At 60.5% G+C, this 22,353-nt stretch carries 21 protein-coding genes; 9 read left to right on the top strand and 12 right to left on the bottom strand.

Annotated features, from left to right (window positions below; translation table 11 throughout):
- Position 1: 1 nt before the first annotated feature.
- The 6 genes from CAF76_RS15895 (at position 2) to CAF76_RS15870 (ending at position 6,128) form a co-directional block, all read left to right on the top strand.
- Positions 2-937, top strand: coding sequence for an ABC transporter permease (locus CAF76_RS15895; RefSeq protein ID WP_085647771.1), 936 nt, complete (start codon positions 2-4; stop codon positions 935-937).
- Entirely contained in the window at positions 927-1,736 is an 810-nt protein-coding gene (locus CAF76_RS15890; RefSeq protein ID WP_085647770.1) for an ABC transporter permease, read from the top strand. Before CAF76_RS15895 ends, CAF76_RS15890 begins: the two co-directional genes overlap by 11 nt.
- Before the next feature lie 50 nt (positions 1,737-1,786).
- A complete protein-coding gene (locus CAF76_RS15885) occupies positions 1,787-3,211 on the top strand; it encodes a gamma-aminobutyraldehyde dehydrogenase (RefSeq protein WP_085647769.1) in 1,425 nt (474 codons plus the stop codon).
- 212 nt (positions 3,212-3,423) lie between these two features.
- On the top strand, positions 3,424-4,908 hold the full coding sequence (locus tag CAF76_RS15880) for an APC family permease (protein WP_085647768.1): 1,485 nt from the start codon (positions 3,424-3,426) through the stop codon (positions 4,906-4,908).
- Between the two features lie 409 nt (positions 4,909-5,317).
- Entirely contained in the window at positions 5,318-5,824 is a 507-nt protein-coding gene (locus tag CAF76_RS15875; protein ID WP_085647879.1) for a Bro-N domain-containing protein, read from the top strand.
- A gap of 100 nt (positions 5,825-5,924) precedes the next feature.
- Entirely contained in the window at positions 5,925-6,128 is a 204-nt protein-coding gene (locus CAF76_RS15870; RefSeq protein WP_085611443.1) for a hypothetical protein, read from the top strand.
- Positions 6,129-6,138: 10 nt separating this feature from the next.
- Here the strand turns inward: CAF76_RS15870 and CAF76_RS15865 are convergent, their stop codons facing one another.
- Positions 6,139-6,324 carry a hypothetical protein gene (locus tag CAF76_RS15865; RefSeq protein WP_085647767.1) on the bottom strand — a complete coding sequence of 62 codons (186 nt, stop codon included), beginning with the start codon at positions 6,322-6,324 and terminating at the stop codon, positions 6,139-6,141.
- A 404-nt stretch (positions 6,325-6,728) separates the two neighbouring features.
- On the opposite strand from CAF76_RS15865, the gene CAF76_RS15860 reads away from it, so the two are divergent.
- Complete coding sequence (locus CAF76_RS15860; protein ID WP_085647766.1) at positions 6,729-8,357, top strand: glucan biosynthesis protein D; 1,629 nt, start codon at positions 6,729-6,731, stop codon at positions 8,355-8,357.
- Between the two features lie 157 nt (positions 8,358-8,514).
- Here CAF76_RS15860 and CAF76_RS15855 read toward each other — a convergent pair whose 3' ends face one another.
- From CAF76_RS15855 to CAF76_RS15840, 4 genes are all read right to left on the bottom strand, one after another.
- Positions 8,515-9,048 (bottom strand): GNAT family N-acetyltransferase, encoded by a 534-nt coding sequence (locus CAF76_RS15855; RefSeq protein ID WP_085647765.1) that lies wholly within the window; start codon positions 9,046-9,048, stop codon positions 8,515-8,517.
- An 88-nt stretch (positions 9,049-9,136) separates the two neighbouring features.
- Complete coding sequence (locus CAF76_RS15850) at positions 9,137-10,243, bottom strand: NADH:flavin oxidoreductase/NADH oxidase (protein WP_064593650.1); 1,107 nt, start codon at positions 10,241-10,243, stop codon at positions 9,137-9,139.
- Positions 10,244-10,467: 224 nt separating this feature from the next.
- Positions 10,468-12,177 carry a single-stranded-DNA-specific exonuclease RecJ gene (gene recJ, locus CAF76_RS15845; RefSeq protein ID WP_085647764.1) on the bottom strand — a complete coding sequence of 570 codons (1,710 nt, stop codon included), beginning with the start codon at positions 12,175-12,177 and terminating at the stop codon, positions 10,468-10,470.
- 54 nt (positions 12,178-12,231) lie between these two features.
- Entirely contained in the window at positions 12,232-12,774 is a 543-nt protein-coding gene (locus tag CAF76_RS15840) for a YaeQ family protein (RefSeq protein WP_011332624.1), read from the bottom strand.
- Positions 12,775-12,920: 146 nt separating this feature from the next.
- Here CAF76_RS15840 and CAF76_RS15835 point away from each other — a divergent pair, with 146 nt between their 5' ends.
- The gene (locus CAF76_RS15835; RefSeq protein WP_085611440.1) at positions 12,921-14,120 is read left to right on the top strand and encodes a CaiB/BaiF CoA-transferase family protein; all 1,200 of its coding nucleotides are present in this window, start codon (positions 12,921-12,923) and stop codon (positions 14,118-14,120) included.
- Between the two features lie 13 nt (positions 14,121-14,133).
- Positions 14,134-15,027: a TIGR02285 family protein gene (locus CAF76_RS15830; RefSeq protein ID WP_178076181.1), complete on the top strand. Its 894-nt coding sequence runs from the start codon at positions 14,134-14,136 to the stop codon at positions 15,025-15,027.
- Between the two features lie 174 nt (positions 15,028-15,201).
- Here the strand turns inward: CAF76_RS15830 and CAF76_RS15825 are convergent, their stop codons facing one another.
- The 7 genes from CAF76_RS15825 to xerD form a co-directional block, all read right to left on the bottom strand.
- Positions 15,202-15,483, bottom strand: a complete 282-nt coding sequence (locus CAF76_RS15825) for a DUF3509 domain-containing protein (protein WP_064382409.1) — start codon at positions 15,481-15,483, stop codon at positions 15,202-15,204.
- Positions 15,484-15,648: 165 nt separating this feature from the next.
- The gene (locus CAF76_RS15820) at positions 15,649-16,056 is read right to left on the bottom strand and encodes a response regulator (RefSeq protein ID WP_085647763.1); all 408 of its coding nucleotides are present in this window, start codon (positions 16,054-16,056) and stop codon (positions 15,649-15,651) included.
- Positions 16,057-16,174: 118 nt separating this feature from the next.
- Positions 16,175-17,545: a transporter substrate-binding domain-containing protein gene (locus CAF76_RS15815; RefSeq protein ID WP_064593633.1), complete on the bottom strand. Its 1,371-nt coding sequence runs from the start codon at positions 17,543-17,545 to the stop codon at positions 16,175-16,177.
- Positions 17,546-17,664: 119 nt separating this feature from the next.
- Complete coding sequence (gene thrC / locus CAF76_RS15810) at positions 17,665-19,074, bottom strand: threonine synthase (protein WP_064382412.1); 1,410 nt, start codon at positions 19,072-19,074, stop codon at positions 17,665-17,667.
- 66 nt (positions 19,075-19,140) lie between these two features.
- Positions 19,141-20,445, bottom strand: a complete 1,305-nt coding sequence (locus tag CAF76_RS15805; protein WP_011332618.1) for a homoserine dehydrogenase — start codon at positions 20,443-20,445, stop codon at positions 19,141-19,143.
- A gap of 132 nt (positions 20,446-20,577) precedes the next feature.
- The gene (gene dsbC, locus CAF76_RS15800) at positions 20,578-21,309 is read right to left on the bottom strand and encodes a bifunctional protein-disulfide isomerase/oxidoreductase DsbC (protein WP_039769559.1); all 732 of its coding nucleotides are present in this window, start codon (positions 21,307-21,309) and stop codon (positions 20,578-20,580) included.
- A gap of 143 nt (positions 21,310-21,452) precedes the next feature.
- The gene (xerD, locus tag CAF76_RS15795) at positions 21,453-22,349 is read right to left on the bottom strand and encodes a site-specific tyrosine recombinase XerD (RefSeq protein WP_039769558.1); all 897 of its coding nucleotides are present in this window, start codon (positions 22,347-22,349) and stop codon (positions 21,453-21,455) included.
- Between the last annotated feature and the right edge of the window lie 4 nt (positions 22,350-22,353).

Raw genomic sequence — 22,353 nt, 5'->3', positions numbered from 1 at the left:
CATGACCGCCCTCGCCCTCCCGCAATCGGCGCCGTTGCGCAGGTTTTCCAACCTGCTCTATCGCAAGCCGAACCTGTATCTGTCGATGCTGCTGGTGCCGCCGCTTTTGTGGTTTGGCGCGATCTATCTGGGCTCGCTACTGGTGCTGTTGTGGCAAGGTTTCTACACCTTCGATGACTTCACCATGGCGGTGACGCCCGACCTGACTCTGGCCAACTTCGCTGCGCTGTTTCAGCCGTCGAACTTCGACATCATCTTGCGCACCCTGAGCATGGCCATCGTGGTCTCGATCGCCAGCGCCATCGTCGCGTTCCCGATTGCCTACTACATGGCGCGCTACACCACCGGCAAGACCAAGGCGTTTTTCTACATCGCGGTGATGATGCCGATGTGGGCCAGTTACATCGTCAAGGCCTACGCCTGGACGCTGCTGCTGGCCAAGGGCGGCGTGGCGCAGTGGTTCGTTCAGCACTTGGGGCTGGAGCCGGTGCTGCAGTTCATCCTGGGGATTCCCGGGGTCGGTGGCAGCACCTTGTCGACCTCGCACCTGGGGCGGTTCATGGTGTTCGTCTACATCTGGCTGCCGTTCATGATCCTGCCGATCCAGGCCTCGCTGGAACGCTTGCCGCCGTCGTTACTGCAAGCCTCCGCCGACCTCGGGGCCAAGCCGCGCCAGACTTTCATGCAGGTGATTCTGCCGCTGTCGGTTCCGGGGATTGCCGCCGGTTCGATCTTCACGTTTTCGCTGACCCTGGGCGACTTCATCGTGCCGCAGCTGGTGGGCCCGCCTGGCTACTTCGTCGGCAGCATGGTCTACGCGCAACAGGGCGCCATCGGCAACATGCCGATGGCCGCAGCGTTCACGCTGGTGCCGATCGTGCTGATCGCCATTTACCTGTCCATCGTCAAACGTCTGGGGGCCTTCGATGCACTCTGAGAAAGCATCCATAGGGCTGAAAATCGCAGCCTGGGGCGGGTTGGTGTTCCTGCACTTCCCGATCCTGATCATCTTCCTCTACGCCTTCAACACCGAAGACGCGGCGTTCAGCTTTCCACCGAAAGGCTTCACGCTGCACTGGTTCAGCGTGGCATTTTCCCGGCCGGACGTGCTGGAAGCGATCAAGCTGTCGTTGCAGATCGCGGCCATCGCCACGCTGATCGCCATGGTGCTCGGCACCCTCGCTTCCGCTGCGCTGTACCGCCGGGACTTCTTCGGCAAACAGGGCATTTCGCTGATGCTGATCCTGCCGATTGCATTGCCGGGGATCATCACCGGGATCGCGCTGCTGGCGACCTTCAAGACGCTGGGGATCGAGCCGGGGATGTTCACCATCATCGTCGGCCACGCGACCTTCTGCGTGGTGATCGTCTACAACAACGTCATCGCCCGTCTGCGCCGCACCTCACACAGTCTGATCGAGGCGTCGATGGACCTCGGCGCCGACGGCTGGCAGACCTTCCGCTACATCATCCTGCCGAACCTCGGCTCGGCGTTGCTCGCCGGCGGCATGCTGGCGTTTGCGCTGTCGTTCGACGAAATCATCGTCACCACCTTCACCGCCGGCCATGAACGCACCTTGCCGCTGTGGTTGCTCAACCAGTTGAGCCGCCCACGGGACGTACCCGTGACCAACGTCGTGGCGATGCTCGTGATGCTGGTGACCATGCTGCCGATCCTCGGCGCCTACTACCTGACCCGGGGTGGCGAGAGCGTGGCCGGCAGCGGCGGCAAATGATTTCCCTGACCTTTCCCACCCTGAATTTGCAGTAGAAAGAGGACAACAACATGCAAACCAAACTCTTGATCAACGGCCAACTGGTCAACGGCGAAGGCCCCGCGCAACCGGTGCTCAACCCGGCGCGCGGCGAAGTGCTGGTGGAAATCAACGAGGCCACCGAGGCCCAGGTCGATGCCGCCGTCCGCGCTGCGGACAGTGCCTTCGCCGAATGGTCGCAGACCACGCCGAAAGACCGTTCGCTGCTGCTGCTCAAACTCGCCGACGCCATCGAAGCCCACGGCGAAGAGTTGGCCAAACTGGAATCGGACAACTGCGGCAAACCCTACAGCGCCGCGCTGAATGACGAGATCCCGGCGATTGCCGATGTGTTCCGTTTCTTCGCCGGCGCCAGCCGTTGCATGAGCGGTTCGGCCGGCGGCGAATACCTGCCCGGCCACACCTCGATGATCCGCCGCGACCCGGTGGGCGTAATCGCCTCCATCGCGCCGTGGAACTACCCGCTGATGATGGTCGCCTGGAAAATCGCCCCGGCCCTCGCCGCCGGTAATACCGTGGTGCTCAAGCCGTCGGAACAAACCCCGCTGACCGCGTTGCGTCTGGCCGAACTGGCGTCGGATATTTTCCCGGCCGGTGTACTCAATCTGGTGTTCGGTCGTGGGCCGAGCGTGGGCAGCCCGTTGGTAACTCATCCGAAAGTGCGCATGGTCTCGCTGACCGGCTCCATCGCCACCGGTTCGAACATCATTTCCAGCACCGCCGACAGCGTCAAACGCATGCACATGGAACTGGGCGGCAAGGCCCCGGTGATCATCTTCGACGACGCCGACATTGATGCGGCGGTCGAAGGTATTCGCACCTTCGGCTTCTACAACGCCGGCCAGGATTGCACCGCCGCGTGCCGGATCTACGCCCAGCAAGGTATCTACGACAAGTTCGTCGAGAAGCTCGGTGCAGCGGTTCGCAGCATCAAGTACGGCTTGCAGGATGATCCGTCGACCGAACTGGGACCGCTGATCACCGCCCAGCATCGCGACCGCGTGGCCGGGTTTGTCGAACGCGCCGTGGCGCAACCGCACATTCGCTTGATCACTGGCGGCAAGGCTGTCGAAGGCAGTGGTTTCTTCTTCGAGCCGACCGTTTTGGCCGACGCGCAACAGGACGATGAGATCGTCCGCCGCGAAGTGTTCGGGCCGGTGGTGTCGGTGACCAAGTTCACCGATGAGGCTCAGGCGCTGGAGTGGGCCAACGATTCGGACTACGGCCTGGCGTCCTCGGTGTGGACAGCGGATGTCGGACGTGCGCATCGACTGTCTGCGCGGTTGCAGTACGGCTGCACTTGGGTGAATACGCACTTCATGCTCGTCAGCGAAATGCCCCACGGCGGTCAGAAACTGTCCGGCTACGGCAAGGACATGTCCATGTACGGGCTGGAGGACTACACCACGGTTCGGCATGTGATGTTCAAGCACTAAAAGCATCGCCAGCAGGCTGGCTCCAACAGATTCAATACAGTCCTCGTGGGAGCCAGCCTGCTGGCGATGGCGTCACCTCGGTTTCAGGAAGGAAACCGGCATTACGCACCACCAGGCATTCAAAACAATAACTACCGATCCGGGCGGCGTCTTCATGGCCCCGCCACGGTTTCGGCCATCCGAAATCTGCCGATTTCACGGAGCAAACACACATGAGTGCATCACCCGATCTCTCAGCCGCCGTTGCCGACAGCGATGCCGAACAACTGCGCCAACTGGGTTACACCTCCAACTTCAACCGCAGCATGAGCCTGTGGGAAAACTTCGCGCTGGGCTTCACTTATCTGTCACCGGTCGTAGGGGTTTATACCCTGTTCGGCCTGTGCCTGGCCGCTGGCGGGCCGCCGATGTTCTGGGCCTATTTGCTGGTCGGTTGCGGTCAATTGCTGGTGTGCCTGATCTTCGGCGAAGTGGTGTCGCAGTTCCCGATTTCCGGTGGCGTTTATCCTTGGGCACGTCGCCTGGTCGGCAAGAAATGGGCATGGATGGTCGGCTGGATCTACTCCATCGCCCTGTGCGTGACCATCGCCGCCGTTGCGGTCGGCGCCGGCCCGTACCTCGCGGCCATGCTGGGTTTTGAGCCGAGCAACAACACCAACATCGTCATCGCCCTGGTGCTGACGCTGTTCGCCACCCTGGTGAACCTCAGCGGCACCAAAGTGCTGGCGCGGATCGCCATGTTCGGTTTCCTCTGCGAACTGGTGGGCGCGGTGATCGTCGGCGTGTACCTGCTGATTTTCGAGCGCCACCAGCCGATCAGCGTGCTGTTCAACACTTTCGACATCAGCGTCGACGGGTCCTATCTGCCGGCCTTCCTCACCGCGTCGCTGGCGGGGATGTTCCTCTACTACGGCTTCGAAGCCTGCGGCGATGTAGCCGAAGAAACCCCGAACCCGAGCAAGAAAATCCCGGTGGCCATGCGCATGACCATCTACATCGGCGGCATCGCGGCGATGTTCGCCTGCCTCGCGCTGATCCTCGCCGTGCCGGACATGCAAGCGGTGATCAACGGCACCGACAAGGACCCGGTCACCACCATCCTCAACAACGCCTTCGGCCCGGTCGGTTCGAAAGTGGTGATGGGCGTGGTGATGATTTCCTTCATCTCCTGCGTCATCAGCTTGCAAGCTGCGGCGAGTCGTCTGCTGTATTCCTACGCTCGCGATGAAATGGTCATCGGCAGCCGACTGCTGAAAAAGATTTCTCCTACGACTCAGGTGCCGGTTGCGGCGCTGTTCGTGTCCGGCGTCCTGCCCGGCCTGATCATCGCCCTCGGCTTCTTCCTGCAAGACGCCGTGGCGACCATCGTCAGCTTCGCGGCCATCGGCATCTACCTCGCATTCCAGATGATCGTCCTCGCCGCCCTGTACGCCCGCAGCAAAGGCTGGAAACCCAGCGGCAAATTCACCCTCGGCGCGTGGGGCTGGCCGGTGAACATCGGCGCGCTGGTGTATGGCGTCGGCGCAATCATCAACATGGCCTGGCCACGTACCCCGGATGCCGCGTGGTACATCAACTACGCGATGGTGCTGAGCACGGCGATCGTGATTGGTCTGGGACTGGTTTATATGTGGATCGGCAAGCCGTATGACCATGGGAAGGCGCCGGCTGGGGATGCCTGGAAAGTTAGTCGCTAAGAAAAACAGCCCCGGATTTATCACAATTTCGGGGCTGATTTCTTTCAGCGTCAGTTACTCGCTTCCTACAGACCGAACCCTCAGCATTCAGTCCCCTTTCCTACGAATGGCGTCGGCAGAGTAGACTTGGCGCCGCTAGCGCCTGACCGATAGGCTTTACCCCGTCGCTGCCCAATCAGCGGCCCGGGGTCGAAGCCGGTACATCATCAACATGGCGCAACTGCGTCCTCCATAGAAACCGAGGCTTTTTTGCCTTTCGGATTCGCGTTATGGCGGACCGTGTGGCGCGGGCCTCTCGGCTTCCATGTTGATCGAGAATGTTCCGACTTCGAACGCCGCACGGTTCGCCACCCAAATCTGTCGAAGGATTAGTGGCGGCTCTCATTTCAACATGGAGCAGAAATTGACTATGCACGCGCCAAATTCACCAGAGACCCAGACGCACTTTATCCCTACGGTTTTCACCCGCCACAACCGCTTCCTCCACGCCCTCCTGCTTGATCATCAAGCCTGGTTCTGTGCTCAAGATCTGGGCCGCATGATGGGCCATCCCTTGAACCCACGCGTCACGCTCAAACTCGACCCCGACCAACGCCGCACCGTTCGGCTGCGCAAGTACGGCAAAGTTGTCGAGACACCGATGGTCAGCGAATCCGGCATGTACGCGCTGCTCGTCCACCATTTCATCCCGGAAAACCGCAACCTTCGGCAATGGCTGAGCAATGAGGTGATTCCCATCCTGCGGGAAACCAGCTCAGCAACAGCGGAAAACTGCCCAAGCCTGAGCTCGGTGCATTGGGCAGGCGTCACCGTGCCGCTGTTGCACTGGCAACAACAGGCTTGGGTGAAATGGCGTGATATGCCGGAGTTGGTGCTCGGTCAGCAGCCCTATCAGGTATCGGGGACATGTAGCTGACGGCCTCACTTGGCCCAATGAAAAAAGGGGCGGACTCCAGAGTCAGCCCCTTCAATGTTCACCATCAACCTCGACACATTTCTGAGCGAGTCCCTAACTGATGCGCAACGCCATCCCCGCACTTCAGCCCATTCTAGAAATCATCCCGAGTGACGAGAATTTTGCTGAAGACTACCTGCAAAAACTCGTCAAACAATGTGCGGTTGCCGAGCATCTGCACGCAATCCATGTCGGCATCGCCGACGCTGACGCGGGTAAGTTGATTGATCTGGCCACCGTGAAAGCCAAATGGCTTTCACGGTGAACCTCCTGTTTCAAAACCGCGAAACACTCCTCATCGCATCCACCAGATACCGCATCGCAATCCGGTCGCTCTCCGACAACTCCCGGTAACGCTCCACCAGTTTCAGTTCGTCGGGACTGAGCCGGCGTCTTCGCCGGACGTTGGAGAGGCAGGGAAAGATGCCTAACATTTCGGTGATGCCTTGTCCTTTTGTCATGGACGATGTCCTTTTCCAGTACGTCAGAAATTTCTCGAAAACCGCATCGCCCTGCTCCTTTAAGCAGCGATTTGAGCCCTGCCGGTCGGATGGGTCGTGACCGGCGATGCCCATAGAATAGAAATTAAATCGGCGCTGAAAAGCTGTTTTTAGAGTAATTAGTCGAAAAAAGCAGATATGCCCTATAAATCAGAAAAGTCTGTGAGATAAATAACCGTAACGTCTTGTTTCATTGAGACGCTGTCGCCGTGCTATCAATGAATTTTGCAAAATCGGCGAACCGATTAAGCTAGCGGGCATCTGTTACTAGTCCGTAGCGTTTGGCCGAAGGCTTGTCCGAACCGTAATTTCTGATCCAGTACGTGCCAGGAACGGCGCGGGATTGTCCACGACAGGTTGTATTTATGCACCGCAGGAATTTGCTCAAAGCGTCCATGGCCATTGCGGCTTACACCGGCCTTTCCGCCTCCGGCCTGCTCGCCGCACGCGCCTGGGCCGCCTCTGGCGGTGCCGCCGACGGTGAAGCCCAGGCCTTCGACTTCGAAACGCTGAAGCGCCAGGCCAAACAACTGGCCGGCAGCGCTTATCAGGACACCAAACAGGTGCTGCCGCCGACCCTGGCGACCATGACCCCGCAAAACTTCAATGCGATCCGCTACGACGGCGAGCATTCGCTGTGGAAGGAGAACAAGGGTCAGCTCGATGTGCAGTTCTTCCACGTCGGCATGGGTTTCCGTCAGCCGGTGCGCATGTACAGCGTCGATCCCAAGACCCGCACGGCCCGCGAGGTGCATTTCCGCCCTCAGCTGTTCAACTATGAGAACACCTCGGTCGACACCCAGCAGCTCAAGGGCGATCTGGGGTTTGCCGGTTTCAAGCTGTTCAAGGCGCCGGAACTGGATCGGCATGACGTGGTGTCGTTCCTCGGCGCCAGCTACTTCCGCGCGGTGGATGCCACTGGCCAATATGGCCTCTCCGCCCGTGGCCTGGCCGTGGACACCTACGCCAAGAAACGCGAAGAATTCCCTGACTTCACCAAGTTCTGGTTCGAGACGCCGGGTCAGAACGCGACCCGCTTTGTGGTCTACGCCCTGCTCGACTCGCCGAGCGCGACCGGTGCCTATCGTTTCGACATCGATTGCCAGGCCGAACGCGTGGTAATGGAAGTCGACGCCCACATCAACGCCCGCGCCGCCATCGAACAATTGGGCATCGCGCCGATGACCAGCATGTTCAGCTGCGGCACCCACGAGCGCCGGATGTGCGACACCATTCACCCGCAAATCCATGACTCGGATCGTCTGGCCATGTGGCGCGGCAACGGCGAGTGGATCTGCCGCCCGCTGAACAACCCGGCGACCCTGCAATTCAACGCCTTCGCCGACACCGATCCGAAAGGGTTCGGTCTGGTGCAGACCGACCACGAATTCGCCAACTATCAGGACACCGTCGACTGGTACAGCAAACGTCCGAGCCTGTGGGTAGAACCTACAACCGCGTGGGGCGAAGGCTCTATCGATCTGCTGGAAATTCCTACAACCGGCGAAACCCTGGACAACATCGTTGCGTTCTGGACGCCGAAGAAACCGGTAGCCGCCGGCGATTCGCTGAACTACGGCTACAAGCTCTACTGGAGCGCCCTGCCGCCGGTCGGCACGCCGCTGGCGCGGGTGCATGCGACTCGCTCGGGCATGGGTGGATTCGTCGAAGGCTGGGCACCGGGCGAGCATTACCCTCCGGTCTGGGCCCGTCGCTTTGCTGTGGACTTCACCGGTGGCGGCCTGGATCGCCTGCCGCAGGGCACCGGGATCGAACCGGTGGTGACTTGCTCCAACGGCAAGGTGCAGGATTTCAGCGTGCTGGTGCTGGATGACATCAAGGGTTACCGGATTCTGTTCGACTGGTACCCGACCAATGACAGCGTGGAGCCGGTTGAGCTGCGACTGTTCATACGCACCAATGACCGCACGCTGAGCGAGACCTGGTTGTACCAGTACTTCCCGCCAGCGCCGGACAAGCGCAAGTATCCTTGATGTTTTGAGGCGCCAGCGCGGGCCTCTTCGCGAGCAAGCCCGCTCCCACATTGGATCTGGTTCGATCACACAGCGTGTGACCGACACGGAGCCAGGGTGGGAGCGGGCTTGCTCGCGAAAGCGTCAGAATATTCAACATCGGATGGAAGGCACCGCGTCAGGTCAGTGGGCAATACAGATGAATGTCTTTGGGCTCTTGATCAAACAACTCAGGATCCGGGTGATCAACCAACCGGCAACCCTGGCGCTGATAGAACTCCACGGTATTGCGCGACTCGGTCGCCGAGACATACAGCGCCTCGGCGCCGATCCTCCGACCATGGGCGCAGGCCAGGGCAAACAATCGCCCGCCAAGCCCCTGCCCACGCAAGGCACGGCTGATGTGCAGAAACTTCAACTGCCGCATGTTCAGACCCTGATTGTGAATAACCCGGTTATCCACAACCACCGCTGCCACCAGTGTCTCGCCATCGAAAATCCCGTGTAGCCAACCGCCACTGCGCCAGCATTTTTCCAATATCCGCGCATTCTCCTCCGCCTCCCCTTCGGGCCACCCGCGCATGTCGAAACGCGCCGGATACAGAACCAGCTCACCGTTTTCCACGCGATAACATTCCTCGACCAGTTCACTGCGGTCGATCAGCGCCAGCAGCGGCAAGTCGGATTCCGTCAACTCTCGTTCGATCAACATGCGATCCATTCCTTTGCATTTCAAACGATAGGCAAGAAAAAACCCGCCTTTTCAATGGCGGGTTTTATAGGCGCTGCGACAGGCCGGATCAATCCCGCAGATCAGACTCATGAATCGGCTGATCACGATGGGTCGCACGTTGATACTGCGCCGGCCACACCGCTTTGCGGCCGCCCAGGTCATCGTCGGCGTGCAGCGGCCAGTACGGATCACGCAGCAGCTCACGGGCAAGGAAGATGATGTCGGCCTGACAGGTTCGCAGGATGTGCTCGGCCTGGGCCGGCTCGGTAATCATTCCCACGGTCCCGGTGGCGATGCCTGACTCCTTGCGCACCCGTTCGGCGAAGCGCGTCTGATATCCCGGACCCACGGGGATTTCGGCGTTGGCTGCCGTGCCGCCCGATGAGACATCGATCAAATCAGCCCCCAAGGCTTTCAGGCGTCGCGCCAGCTCCACGGTTTCATCCGGGTTCCAGCCGTCCTCGACCCAGTCGGTAGCCGACAGGCGCACAAACACCGGCAGTTCTTCCGGCCACACGGCGCGCACCGCTTCGGTCACTTGCAGCACCAGACGAATACGATTTTCGAACGAACCACCGTACTGGTCGCGGCGCTGATTGCTCAGCGGCGACAGAAACTGGTGCAACAGATAACCGTGCGCCGCATGCACCTCGACCACACTGAAACCAGCGGTCAGCGCGCGTTTGGCCGCGGCCACGAAGTCCTGAATGACTTGGGCGATCTGACTCTCATCCAGCTGTTTCGGTTGGGTGTGTTGTGGGTCGAAGGCAATCGGCGAAGGCCCGACCGGCGTCCAGCCACCATCCTCCGGTTTCACGCTGCCATGCTTGCCGATCCATGGCCGATGGGTGCTGGCCTTGCGCCCGGCGTGGGCCAGTTGAATGCCGGCCACTGCGCCTTGGGCGGTGATGAAACGGGTGATGCGTTGCAACGGTGCGATCTGTTCGTCGTTCCACAGGCCCAAGTCTTCAGCGGTGATCCGCCCGTCGGCCGTGATTGCCGTGGCTTCGGTGAATACCAGGCCAGCGCCCCCCACGGCACGGCTGCCGAGGTGCACCAGATGCCAGTCGTTGGCCAGGCCATCGACGCTGGAGTACTGGCACATGGGCGACACGGCGATGCGGTTGGGCAGGGTCAGTTGGCGAAGGGTAAAGGGTTCAAGCAGCAGACTCATGGGGCACCTCTCAAATCAGTGGGCAGGCTCCAGGGTTCTGTTTGAAAAGTCGACGAGTGACAGGAAAAAGATGCAGCACCCGCCCCCGCGGGCAAAAAATTCGACAAGACGTCACAAGGCCAATCAAGCAGTGCTTAGAGCCTAGTCGACATCCGGGGATGAGGGAGGGTTCAGAGTAATTCTGTGTATGTAAGTCCGCCTGCGCGAGCTTGCTCGCGAAGGCGTCAACGCGGTTCGATGTGGGCAATCATCAGTTGCACGGTCTCATTGCCGCGGAACTCGTTGAGATCGAGCTTGTACGCCAGTTCGACCCATTTGATCGTCGGGTTCGGCCAGATATCACGATCGATGCCGAAGGCGATGCCATCCAGCTTCACCGAGCCGCATTCGGTTTTCAGCACCACTTTAAGGTGCCGCTCGCCGACCACTCGCTGCTCGACCAACTGGAACACGCCATGAAACAGCGGCTCCGGGAAATGCTGGCCCCACGGCCCGGCGTGACGCAGGGCCCGAGCCAGTTCCAGATGAAACTCCTCGACCGCCAGCGTGCCGTCCGACAGCAGGCGCCCGGTCAGGTCTTCTTCGCGAAGCTGTCTACGCACCTCGGCGTCAAATGCCTCGGCGAACAACGGAAAATTCTCCTGCGGCAAAGTCAGGCCTGCCGCCATCGCGTGACCGCCGTACTTGGCGATCAGATCCGGATGCTGCGCCGCGACCACGCTCAGCGCATCACGAATATGAAAGCCCTGAACCGAACGCCCAGAGCCCTTGAGCAGACCGTCACCGGCATCGGCGAAGGCGATGGTCGGGCGGAAGTAACGCTCCTTCATCCGCGAAGCCAGAATACCGATGACACCCTGATGCCATTCCGGATCAAACAGGCACAATCCGAACGGCATCGACTCGACCGGCAAGTCCTTGAGCTGGGCCAGCGCTTCACGCTGCATGCCTTGCTCGATGGATTTGCGATCCTGATTCATGCCGTCCAGTTGTGCGGCCATTTCCCGGGCCAGCGCAGGGTCGTGGGTCAGCAGGCATTCGATGCCCAGGCTCATGTCATCCAGACGCCCCGCCGCGTTCAGGCGCGGGCCGACGATGAAACCGAGATCGGTAGAGGTAATGCGCGAACCCTCTCGCTTGGCCACTTCCAGGATCGCCTTGATCCCCGGCCGCGCACGTCCGGCGCGAATCCGTTCCAGCCCCTGGTGCACCAGAATCCGGTTGTTGGCATCCAGCGGCACCACGTCGGCAACGCTGCCCAGTGCTACCAGATCCAGCAGCTCGCCGATGTTCGGTTGCGGCTTGTTCTCGTACCAGCCAAGGCCGCGCAAGCGTGCGCGCAAGGCCATCAACACATAGAAAATCACCCCGACCCCGGCCAGCGCCTTACTCGGAAACTCGCAGCCGGGCTGGTTCGGATTGACCAGCGCATCTGCTTGCGGCAGCTCATCGCCGGGCAAGTGGTGGTCAGTAATCAAAACCTTCAGGCCATGGCGCTTCGCGGCCGCGACACCTTCAACGCTGGAAATACCGTTGTCGACGGTGATCAGCAACTGCGGCTCGCGGGTCATTGCAACTTCGACGATTTCCGGAGTCAGGCCGTAGCCGTATTCGAAGCGGTTGGGCACCAGATAATCGACGTGTGCCGCGCCCAGCAGGCGCAAGCCGAGCACGCCCACGGTGCTGGCCGTCGCGCCGTCAGCGTCGAAGTCACCGACGATCAGGATCCGCTGACGCTGCTCCAGCGCCGTCACCAGCAGATCAACCGCCGCATCGATCCCTTTGAGCTGCTGGAACGGAATCAGCCGCGCCAGGCTCTTGTCCAGCTCCGCTTCGGACTGCACGCCCCGCGCCGCGTACAGGCGGGTCAGCAGGGGTGGCAGTTCACCGAGAAACGGCAGAGTGGCGGGCAACGGGCGAGGATCGATACGCATGGGGTGACAGAAGCTTCTCTTGAATACGTGGGATTTTTCGGGAGTAGCGCGGACTTAACCGCGCTCGCCTTGCAGCCAGGTGAGCTGGACTTCGTGCTGGCCACGGTCGTCGGTGACGAAGATCGTGCCTTCGCTGATCATCACGTCCCACTTGATGACGCGGGGCATGTCCTTGGCCAGGGTTTCCAGCACTTCCTGCGGAACAGCGGCAATGTTGACGTTCTTCAGGTTTTTGATCGCCGGAATCACCTTGCCTTCCCAGACGCGCAGGCTGCCGTAGGCCAGCAGGCTGGTGCGTTCGGTGCGGCGCGAGCACCAGGTCAGGCGATCGGCGTCCGGCTGGCCGACTTCGATCCAGTGCAGGACGCGGTCGTCCAGGCTCTTTTCCCACAACGCAGGTTCATCCACGTCCGACAGACCACGCCCGAACGACAGTTGCTCGTTGTACCAGAGCGCGTAGGCCAACAGCCGCACGGTCATGCGTTCTTCGGTTTCCGAAGGATGGCGGGCGATGGTCTGCTTCACGTTCTCGTAGACGCTGCGGTCGAGGTCGGTGAGGTTCAGTTCGAATTTGTAGGTAGTGGACGGCTGGGCCATGAACGGGCTTCTTGATACGAGGAAAGTCGGCAAGTCTAACCGATGCTGTAGGCAATCCACGAATTGATGGCGATCAACCTTGCGCGACTGACAGCCGGCTATGTTAAAACGCTGTATCTGCTCAGCCTTGTCCTACAGGATCTCGCATGCCGTTCGCCAACAAACCGCTCAGCGGTCTGAAAGTCATTGAATTGGGTACTTTGATTGCCGGGCCGTTTGCCTCGCGCATCTGCGGCGAATTCGGCGCCGAAGTGATCAAGATCGAGTCGCCGGACGGCGGGGATCCGTTGCGCAAATGGCGCAAGCTGTATGAAGGGACTTCGTTGTGGTGGTTCGTCCAGGCGCGCAACAAAAAGTCCCTGACGCTGAACCTCAAACACCCCGATGGCCTGGCGATCCTGAAAAAACTGCTGGGTGAAGCCGACATCCTGATCGAGAACTTCCGCCCCGGCGTGCTGGAAAAACTCGGCCTGGGCTGGGAAACTCTGCACGCGCTGAACCCGAAACTGGTGATGGTGCGCCTGTCCGGTTTCGGCCAGACCGGGCCAATGAAGGATCAGCCAGGTTTCGGTGCGGTCGGCGAATCCATGGGCGGCCTGCGCTACATCACCGGTTTCGAAGACCGCCCGCCGGTGCGCACCGGAATTTCCATCGGCGATTCGATTGCGGCTTTGTGGGGAGTGATCGGCGCGTTGATGGCCTTGCGTCATCGCGAGGTCAACGGCGGTCTCGGCCAGGTGGTCGATGTGGCGCTGTACGAAGCGATCTTCGCCATGATGGAAAGCATGGTGCCGGAGTTCGATGTGTTCGGCTTCATTCGCGAGCGTACCGGCAACATCATGCCGGGCATCACCCCGTCCTCGATCCACACCAGCGCCGACGGCAAACACGTGCAGATCGGCGCCAACGGCGATGCAATCTTCAAGCGCTTCATGCTGATCATCGGCCGTGAAGATCTGGCAAACGACCCGGCGCTGGCCAGCAACGACGGGCGCGACAGCCGTCGTGACGAGTTGTATGGGGTGATCGATCGCTGGGTCAATTCGCTGCCGCTGCAAACCGTGCTGGATCTGCTGAATCAGGCCGAAGTACCGGCCAGCCGGATCTTCAGTGCCGAAGACATGTTCAACGATCCGCAATACCTGGCCCGGGAAATGTTCCTCCACGCCAAATTGCCGGACGGCAAACCTTTCAAGATGCCGGGCATCGTGCCGAAACTCTCTGAGACACCCGGCACGTCCGAATGGGTCGGACCGCAGCTCGGTGAGCACAATGCGCAGGTACTCCACGATCTTGGCTACGACGAGAAGCAGATCGCCCGGCTGCGCGAAGACGGAGCCATCTGAGCTGAAGCCCCTGATGCCCTCGGCCTCGAACCGCGCCCACCATTGGTGGACCTGGCGGTTGTTCGGCCTGCTGTTCCTGATGGTACTGCCAGCGTGGGCGCAGGCCAAACCGACGCTGATCTGGCTGTTGCGCGACCTGCCGCCACTGACGATCTTCGAGGGTCCGAAAAAGGGCCAGGGCGTTATCGATCAATTGATGCCAATGCTCATTGCCGGCATGCCGCAATACGAACACACCTTGCTGCGGGTCAATCGCGCCCGTGGCACTCAAATGCTGCATGAACATCCCTTCGCCTGCGATCCTTCGCTGATCTGGAACAGGGAGCGGGCGCAATGGATCGCCTTCTCCATCCCTGCGTTTCGCGCTGTCAGCAATGGCCTGGTGGTGCGTCAGAGAGATCGCGAAGTGCTGAAGCCGTTTCTGGTCGACGATGAAGTCGACCTGTCGGCATTTCTGGCCAACGGCGAGCGAAAAGTCGGCGTGGTAGCCGAGCGCAGTTATGGCGAGTACATCGATACATTGCTGCATCAGGCACCGAGCGGCGCGCTGACGCCCCATTACGGCAACGATGCGCTCAGCAGCCTGCTGTCGATGCAGCGCCTGGGACGTTTGCAGGTGGTGCTGGGTTACTGGCCGGAAATCCGTTATCAGGCGCGCCAGGCCGAGATCACCGAGGACGAACTGCTGTTCTTCCCGATTCGCGGCACGGGCAAGTACCTGTCGGGCCATGTCGGCTGCACCGACACCACGGCGGGTCGCCAGGCGATCACCGAGATCAATCAGCTGTTGCGCACCCTGCCCCACGATCATCTCAACCAGCTCTACGCCGATTGGCTCGACCCCGAAAGGCGTCAGGATTATCTGGAACAGGCGCGGATTTTCTTCCAGCGACAAGCCGCGCAGTGAAATCCGGGCAAAAAGAAACCCCGAGAAGTGGGGAGACGACTCGGGGTTAAACGTGGCCTGTATCAAAGACCCGTAGCAGCAAGCGACAAGCACCGGAGCACAATGCTTGCTCCTGCTGTTACCGGGTCTGACCGACCTGGATGCAGGAAGGTTCCCACAAATGAAAAATCAGTTTCAGAGGGCCGGGTGCTTGTCGAGGGCTGCGTTTCGCAACGCGGCGATCACACAGGGTTCCAGCCGGCCTTCGGCAATCAGGATGTCACGGTGCAGACCGTCGACCACATCTGTCAGTTGACGCTTGTCGCTCAATTGCGCCTGATTGAATTCGCGCTCCACCACGATCGCGCCGCTGCCGTTCTTCAAGGTCACCAGGCATTCGCCATGGCGACCCCGAGGGGTCAACGTCACTTGATACGGGCTCAGAGCCTCACCGAGCAATAGACTGATACTTTCCATCTCGATCTCCACTCAATAGTCCGAAAACACAGTGCCTGGGGCGTGTTCACAGTAAATGACCACCGGCCCGAGAGGAAAGTTCTGCTTGTCGCCGGCCTCTCCCGGAGCGTCACCGGCCTATCGGAGCATGCAGGGTGAAGATGACAGGAAAATAACCATGGGGGTTCAAGCGTCCACGCAATTCCGGTGGCTTGTCATGTAGGTGTCCAGCAGACTCCTCATCAACACCGCCGACACCGGCGTGTGCAGGCGGCCCAGCAAGGTGATCCCGTGTTCGCCGAGCAAGGTTTCCAGCTCTTGCAGCAGGCTGGGTGTCACGGCCCCCAGCAGAATCATCGCCCGCGCGTCCTGCCGCTCGGCCAGATGCCGGATCAGCGCCAACCCGTCCCCGTTCTGCAATTGTGGATTGCACAGGGTGATGTCGACCGCCCCGCGACGTTCCAGTGACCGCTTTGCCGAACCCAGCGACGGCGCGGTCAGCACATCATAGATACCGATGGCGTTGAGCATCTGGTGCAACGCCATCAGCTGGAACGGATTGGGTTCTAGAATCAGGATCTTGAGCGAGCGCATGGGACGACCTCTGGAGCGGCAATCGCGGATTCACGCCGCAGTGGCCTGTCACTCTAGGGCAGTCGTCCTAAGCCTCCCATCAGAAAAGGAATCGCGGTTTATAGGACTTTTCCCATCTTTAATGCAGACATTGACACCCGCTCTCCTTCCTCCGCTCGGTGATGTCCGTCCAGCCACCCAGCAGGCCACGCAGTTTTCCATCCGCACTGTAAAACGGCACCGTCCATTGGTAGATCTGACGGGGGCCGCTCTTGAACACCAGCTGCCGTTTGCTGAAACGTGTTTTACGAGTGCCCAACTGCGCCATGAATTCTTCGTGCAGCATCAGTGCCGTGGCCTGCGGAAGTGCATCGATCTCGAACAGCATCCGGCCCTGTACCTGTTCCAGCCGAACCGACAGCGCATCTTCATAACTGCGATTGCACATGATCAACCGCCCCTGCAGATCGCGAACGAATACGGGATCGGGCATCGCATCGATCAATGCATGTTGGAAAGCCAGTTGATCACTTAGATCCTTTTCAGCCGCCCGTCGCTGCTTTACCTCGGCCGCCAAACGGCGGTTCCACAGCAAGGGCAATAGCCCGAACACCCCAAGCGCACCCATCGCCCAACACCCCCACTTGATCAGGAGCGAGCCGATCGAGGGAACCGGAGCGGGAGCAATGCCATCCAGCCATTTCAGGCGCATGGCACGCAGTTCGGCCGCCGAGAAAGCGCCCAATGCCTTGTTGAGGATGCTCACAAGCTCAGGCAGCCCTTTGCGTACCGCCAGATGATCCGCCTCCCACTTGCCCTCCACCAGACCACCGACCTTGAGCAGGCCCGAGGGAAACAGCTGAGCCCCGATCTCGTTCTCGATGGTGGCGTAGGCCTCGCCACTCTCGACCAGCGCTCGCGCCTCGGCATACGTTTTCACCGAGCGGATCTGGATCGACGGGTAGTCACGTCGAATGCTGTCCTCCAGCGCATGCCGGGCCGGCAGGACCAATACCCGCTTTGCCAGCGCTTCGAACGACTGTATCGCCGGTTCGCCCGAATGACCGACGAATACCCAGCCGGCTCCGCCGAACGCGTGACTGAAGTCCAGGAATGCCTTGCGCTCGTCGTTCATCGCCAGGGTCGTGCTGATATCGGCCACGCCACTCTGAAGCCGTTCCAGCATGTGATCGGTGGAAAACGACTCCTGATGGACGAACTGCAATCCGGTCATGGCGCTGATATGCGTGAGCACATCGTTGTTCAAGCCGCTCCAATGACCATGTTCATCCTGAAACAGATACAACGGGTACTGCACCGAGGCGACCGTCACTCTGGGGTTATCTCGAATCCACTGTCGCTCATGCTCATCCAGCTCGATAGGCTGAACGGTTGTCACCCCATCGGAATGCCTCGCCAGATGGGCCGCTTCGGTCCACTGCGACACCCCGAACATCGCCCACACACACAACCAGCACAGCGCCGGTTTCAATCCTGAAAAAAACCGCATTGCCACATCCTTCGTCATCGACTCACCCGTCCTTCGTGGGTGAAACCCGGGCAGTGTGGCATGCATAAACAAGAAAGCCCGTCAGGAGACGGGCTTCAAAATGTGACAGCTTTGCGGGCTTAGAGGGGCTTGCCTCGGTTGCCATGCTGACTGACAAAGGCTTGCACGGCTTTCAGCTCATTCGGCAGGACGGTGCAGCGCTCTTCTCTCTCAAACAAATCAGAAAGATGTGCAGGTAGTTCGAGAGCTTTTCCTACACCGGCTTTCTCCACCGCGTCCGGGAACTTGACCGGATGCGCCGTGCCCAGAATCACCATCGGGATGTCCAGGCTGCGACGGCATTCGCGCGCGGCTTTCACGCCAATGGCGGTGTGCGGATCCAGCACTTCACCGGTCTGCTCGTAGACTTCGGCGATGGTTTCGCAGGTTTGCGCATCGTCCACGGCCAGCGAGTCGAACAGTTTGCGTGCTTCGGTCCAGCGTTCCTGTTCGACGCTGAAACCGCCGCCCTGCTTGAACGAATCCATCAGCCCGGCAATCGCCGCGCCGTTGCGACCGTGCAGGTCGAACAGCAGGCGTTCGAAGTTCGACGAGACCATGATGTCCATCGACGGCGACAGCGTGGCGTGCAGGGTTTCCTTGACGTACTGGTTGCCACTCATGAAGCGGTGCAGGATGTCGTTGCGGTTGGTGGCGACGATCAGCTGGTTGATCGGCAGGCCCATGTTGCGCGCCAGATAGCCGGCGAAGATGTCGCCAAAGTTGCCGGTCGGCACCGAGAACGACACCGAACGCGCCGGGCCGCCCAATTGCAGGGCCGCGTGGAAGTAGTAAACGATCTGGGCCATGATCCGCGCCCAGTTGATCGAGTTCACTGCAACCAGGCGGGTGCCCTTGAGGAAGCTCTGGTCGGCGAAGCTGGCCTTGACCATTTCCTGGCAGTCATCGAAGTTGCCTTCGATGGCGATGTTGTGGATGTTCTCACCGAGGATGGTGGTCATCTGCCGACGCTGCACTTCGGACACGCGGTTGTGCGGGTGCAGAATGAAGATGTCGACGTTTTCGCAGTGCTTGCAGCCTTCGATGGCGGCCGAACCGGTGTCACCGGAGGTGGCGCCGACGATGACCACGCGCTCGCCGCGTTTTTCCAGCACGTAGTCGAGCAAGCGACCGAGCAGTTGCAGGGCGAAGTCCTTGAACGCCAGGGTCGGGCCGTGGAACAGCTCCAGCACCCATTCGTTGCCGTTCAACTGACGCAGCGGCGCAACGGCGTTGTGGGCGAACACACCGTAGGTTTCTTCAAGAATCTTTTTGAAATCGGCGTCCGGAATGCTGCCGGTGACGAACGGGCGCATGACGCGGAAGGCCAGCTCGTGATACGGCAGGCCGGCCCAGGAAGCGATTTCTTCCTGGGTGAAACGTGGCAGGTTTTCCGGGACGTACAGACCGCCGTCGGTGGCGAGACCGGCCAGCAGGACGTCTTCGAAATTCAGGGCCGGTGCCTGGCCGCGGGTACTGATGTAACGCATGACTGACTCCAATGGACAGTGTTCACGACACCGGCCCCGCTGGCGGGACCGGTGAAGGAGATCGGCTTAGTTCAAGTGCTCGACACGAATCCGCACAACCGGACCGACCACGCCCGCGAGCGCTTCGAGGGCGGCGATAGCGTCGTTGATGTGCTGTTCCAGCACGCGGTGGGTCAGCAGGATCATCGGCACCAGGCCGTCGTGTTCCTCGACTTCCTTCTGCATGATCGACTCGATGTTGATGCCGCGCTCCGAGAGGATGCTCGCCACCTGAGCGAGTACGCCCGGATGGTCCTTGGCCTGAATGCGCAGGTAGTAGGCGCTTTCGCAGGCTTCGATCGGCAGGATCGGATGGGCCGACAGCGAGTCCGGCTGGAAGGCCAGGTGCGGCACGCGGTTTTCCGGATCGGACGTCATGGCGCGAACCACGTCCACCAGATCCGCGATCACCGACGAAGCGGTCGGCTCCATGCCGGCGCCGGCGCCGTAGAACAGGGTCGAACCGGCAGCGTCACCGTTGACCATCACCGCGTTCATCACACCGTTGACGTTGGCGATCAGGCGATCGGCCGGGATCAGCGTCGGGTGTACGCGCAGCTCGATACCGGCGGCGGTGCTGCGTGCCACGCCCAGATGCTTGATGCGGTAGCCCAGCGCTTCGGCGTAATTCACGTCGGCGGTGGTCAGCTTGGTGATGCCTTCGGTGTAAGCCTTGTCGAACTGCAGCGGAACACCGAATGCGATCGACGCCAGGATCGTCAGCTTGTGCGCCGCGTCGATGCCTTCGACGTCGAAAGTCGGATCAGCTTCGGCGTAACCCAGCGCTTGCGCCTCGGCCAGCACGTCTTCGAAGGTGCGACCCTTCTCGCGCATTTCGGTGAGGATGAAGTTGCCGGTGCCGTTGATGATCCCGGCGACCCAGTTGATACGGTTGGCGGACAGGCCTTCACGGATCGCCTTGATCACCGGAATGCCGCCGGCTACCGCCGCTTCGAACGCCACGATCACGCCTTTCTCGCGTGCCTTGGCGAAAATTTCATTACCGTGAACGGCAATCAGAGCCTTGTTCGCGGTGACCACATGCTTGCCATTCTCGATGGCCTTGAGTACCAGCTCGCGGGCAACGGTGTAGCCGCCCATCAGCTCTATGACGATGTCGATCTCAGGGTTCGTGGCCACTTCGAAGACATCGTTGGTAATCGCAATACCGGTCGTCTGGAACTGAGGCTTTGGCGTGCGCATGGCAATTTGTGCCACTTCGATTCCACGCCCGGCACGACGAGCAATTTCCTCGGCGTTGCGCTGAAGTACGTTGAAGGTTCCGCCACCGACGGTCCCTAACCCACAGATGCCTACTTTGACCGGTTTCACTGTGAACTCCCCATAAAACGGCCGACGCGAGGCCGGCCGTGAAAACAACCGCAGGTTCGCGGCTCTCTGTTGATGGCCCGGCAATCCTGCCGCCGGACCACGCTCGTCAACGCCTGAGCGTGACGATGCGAATTACTTCGCGCCCAGCGCCAGTTTGGCGACTTGTGGCGCAGGCTGGTAGCCCGGAATGACTTGTCCGTCAGCCAAAACGATGGCCGGTGTGCCATTCACGCCGATCGACTGACCGAGGGCGAACTGTTTGGAAACCGGGTTATCGCACTTGGCGGCCTTGATTTCCTTGCCATCGACCATTTTGTCCATGGCCGCTTTCTTGTCTTTCGAGCACCACACCGCTTGCAGCTGTTCGTCACCCGGCGAATTCAGGCCCTGACGCGGGAACGCGACGTAACGCACTTCGATGCCACGCTTGTTCAGCTCGGGCACTTCAGCGTGCAGCTTGTGGCAGTACGGGCAAGTGGTGTCGGTAAAAACGGTGATGTGCGACTTGGTTTCACCCACGGCCGGGTAAACCACGGTCTCGGCTACCGGGATCGCATTGATCAGTTTGGAAATGCCCAGGCGCTCGGTCTTCTCGGTCAGGTTGACCGGTTTGCCGTCCTTGAGCTGGAACATGTAGCCCTGAACGATGTACTGGCCGTCGGCGCTGGCGTAGAGCACGCGACTGCCCTTGAGCTTGACTTCGTACAGGCCTGGCAGCGGACTGGCGGTGATGGTATCGACCGGCACGTCGAGCTGGAGGTTTTCCAGGCTTTGGCGAATCGCTTTGTCGGCCGCGTCATCGGCGACGGCAAAGGTGCTGACCAACGCAATGGCTGCGGCGGCGAAAATCTGGGTCAGACGCATGAGAACTCCTGAAGGCGGACAAATGGAACGATCAGAACGCCCGTGCCGGAACACCGGGTCATAACCGCCCATCGTGCAAACCGGCAAAGCCTACCACATAAGGCTCCCGTGGCCGAATGCGCCTGTCGCAAGACAAACGGCGCTCAGCCGCGCGGGTGATGTTTGGCATGCAGATCCTGCAAACGTGCCCGGGCGACGTGAGTGTAGATCTGCGTGGTCGACAGGTCGCTGTGGCCCAACAGCATCTGCACCACCCGCAAGTCGGCGCCATGGTTGAGCAGGTGGGTGGCAAACGCGTGACGCAAGGTGTGCGGCGACAGTGACTTGCCGATCCCGGCGACCTTGGCCTGATGCTTGATTCGATGCCAGAAGGTCTGGCGAGTCATCTGCTCGCCGCGCTGACTGGGAAACAGCACATCGCTCGGGCGACCGCCGAGCAGCTCGCCGCGACCGTCACGCAGGTAGCGCTCGACCCAGACAATCGCCTCCTCGCCCATCGGCACCAGCCGCTCCTTGCTGCCCTTGCCCATCACCCGCAACACGCCCTGACGCAGGTTGACCTGTTCCAGCGTCAGGCTGATCAGCTCGGTGACACGCAGGCCGCAGGCATACAAGACTTCGAGCATGGCGCGATCGCGCTGGCCGATGGCTTCGCTCAAGTCCGGCGCCTTCAGCAGCGCTTCGACGTCGGCTTCCGACAGGGATTTGGGCAGCGGCCGACCGAGTTGTGGCATATCCACGCGCAAAGTCGGATCAACCGAAATCAGTTTTTCCCGCAGCAGATAGCGATAAAAACCACGCACACCGGAGAGAAATCGCGCGGTGGAACGAGGTTTGTAGTTCTGTTCCAGACGCCAGGCCAGGTGATCGAGGATCAGTTCTCGACCGGCATTGACCAGTTCGAGACCTTTGTCCTGCAACCAGCCGTTGAACAGCGCGAGATCACTGCGGTAGGCGTCGCGAGTGTTGTCGGAGAGACCTTTTTCCAGCCAGAGGGCGTCGAGAAACTGGTCGATCAGTGGGTGGTCGATGGCAGGCATGGGC

The organism is Pseudomonas sp. B40(2017) (assembly GCF_002112855.1).
In the GTDB taxonomy this organism is placed as follows: Bacteria; Pseudomonadota; Gammaproteobacteria; order Pseudomonadales; family Pseudomonadaceae; genus Aquipseudomonas; species Aquipseudomonas pharyngis.
This window is presented reverse-complemented; position numbering and strand designations above follow the sequence as displayed.

Bases quoted from the DNA above. Each gene is read 5' to 3' on its own strand.
- CAF76_RS15895 (WP_085647771.1), top strand. From the start codon at position 2: ATGACCGCCCTCGCCCTCCCGCAATCGGCGCCGTTGCGCAGGTTTTCC.
- CAF76_RS15890 (WP_085647770.1), top strand. From the start codon at position 927: ATGCACTCTGAGAAAGCATCCATAGGGCTGAAAATCGCAGCCTGGGGC.
- CAF76_RS15885 (WP_085647769.1), top strand. From the start codon at position 1,787: ATGCAAACCAAACTCTTGATCAACGGCCAACTGGTCAACGGCGAAGGC.
- CAF76_RS15880 (WP_085647768.1), top strand. From the start codon at position 3,424: ATGAGTGCATCACCCGATCTCTCAGCCGCCGTTGCCGACAGCGATGCC.
- CAF76_RS15875 (WP_085647879.1), top strand. From the start codon at position 5,318: ATGCACGCGCCAAATTCACCAGAGACCCAGACGCACTTTATCCCTACG.
- CAF76_RS15870 (WP_085611443.1), top strand. From the start codon at position 5,925: ATGCGCAACGCCATCCCCGCACTTCAGCCCATTCTAGAAATCATCCCG.
- CAF76_RS15865 (WP_085647767.1), bottom strand. From the start codon at position 6,324: ATGACAAAAGGACAAGGCATCACCGAAATGTTAGGCATCTTTCCCTGC.
- CAF76_RS15860 (WP_085647766.1), top strand. From the start codon at position 6,729: ATGCACCGCAGGAATTTGCTCAAAGCGTCCATGGCCATTGCGGCTTAC.
- CAF76_RS15855 (WP_085647765.1), bottom strand. From the start codon at position 9,048: ATGTTGATCGAACGAGAGTTGACGGAATCCGACTTGCCGCTGCTGGCG.
- CAF76_RS15850 (WP_064593650.1), bottom strand. From the start codon at position 10,243: ATGAGTCTGCTGCTTGAACCCTTTACCCTTCGCCAACTGACCCTGCCC.
- recJ (WP_085647764.1), bottom strand. From the start codon at position 12,177: ATGCGTATCGATCCTCGCCCGTTGCCCGCCACTCTGCCGTTTCTCGGT.
- CAF76_RS15840 (WP_011332624.1), bottom strand. From the start codon at position 12,774: ATGGCCCAGCCGTCCACTACCTACAAATTCGAACTGAACCTCACCGAC.
- CAF76_RS15835 (WP_085611440.1), top strand. From the start codon at position 12,921: ATGCCGTTCGCCAACAAACCGCTCAGCGGTCTGAAAGTCATTGAATTG.
- CAF76_RS15830 (WP_178076181.1), top strand. From the start codon at position 14,134: ATGCCCTCGGCCTCGAACCGCGCCCACCATTGGTGGACCTGGCGGTTG.
- CAF76_RS15825 (WP_064382409.1), bottom strand. From the start codon at position 15,483: ATGGAAAGTATCAGTCTATTGCTCGGTGAGGCTCTGAGCCCGTATCAA.
- CAF76_RS15820 (WP_085647763.1), bottom strand. From the start codon at position 16,056: ATGCGCTCGCTCAAGATCCTGATTCTAGAACCCAATCCGTTCCAGCTG.
- CAF76_RS15815 (WP_064593633.1), bottom strand. From the start codon at position 17,545: ATGCGGTTTTTTTCAGGATTGAAACCGGCGCTGTGCTGGTTGTGTGTG.
- thrC (WP_064382412.1), bottom strand. From the start codon at position 19,074: ATGCGTTACATCAGTACCCGCGGCCAGGCACCGGCCCTGAATTTCGAA.
- dsbC (WP_039769559.1), bottom strand. From the start codon at position 21,309: ATGCGTCTGACCCAGATTTTCGCCGCCGCAGCCATTGCGTTGGTCAGC.
- xerD (WP_039769558.1), bottom strand. From the start codon at position 22,349: ATGCCTGCCATCGACCACCCACTGATCGACCAGTTTCTCGACGCCCTC.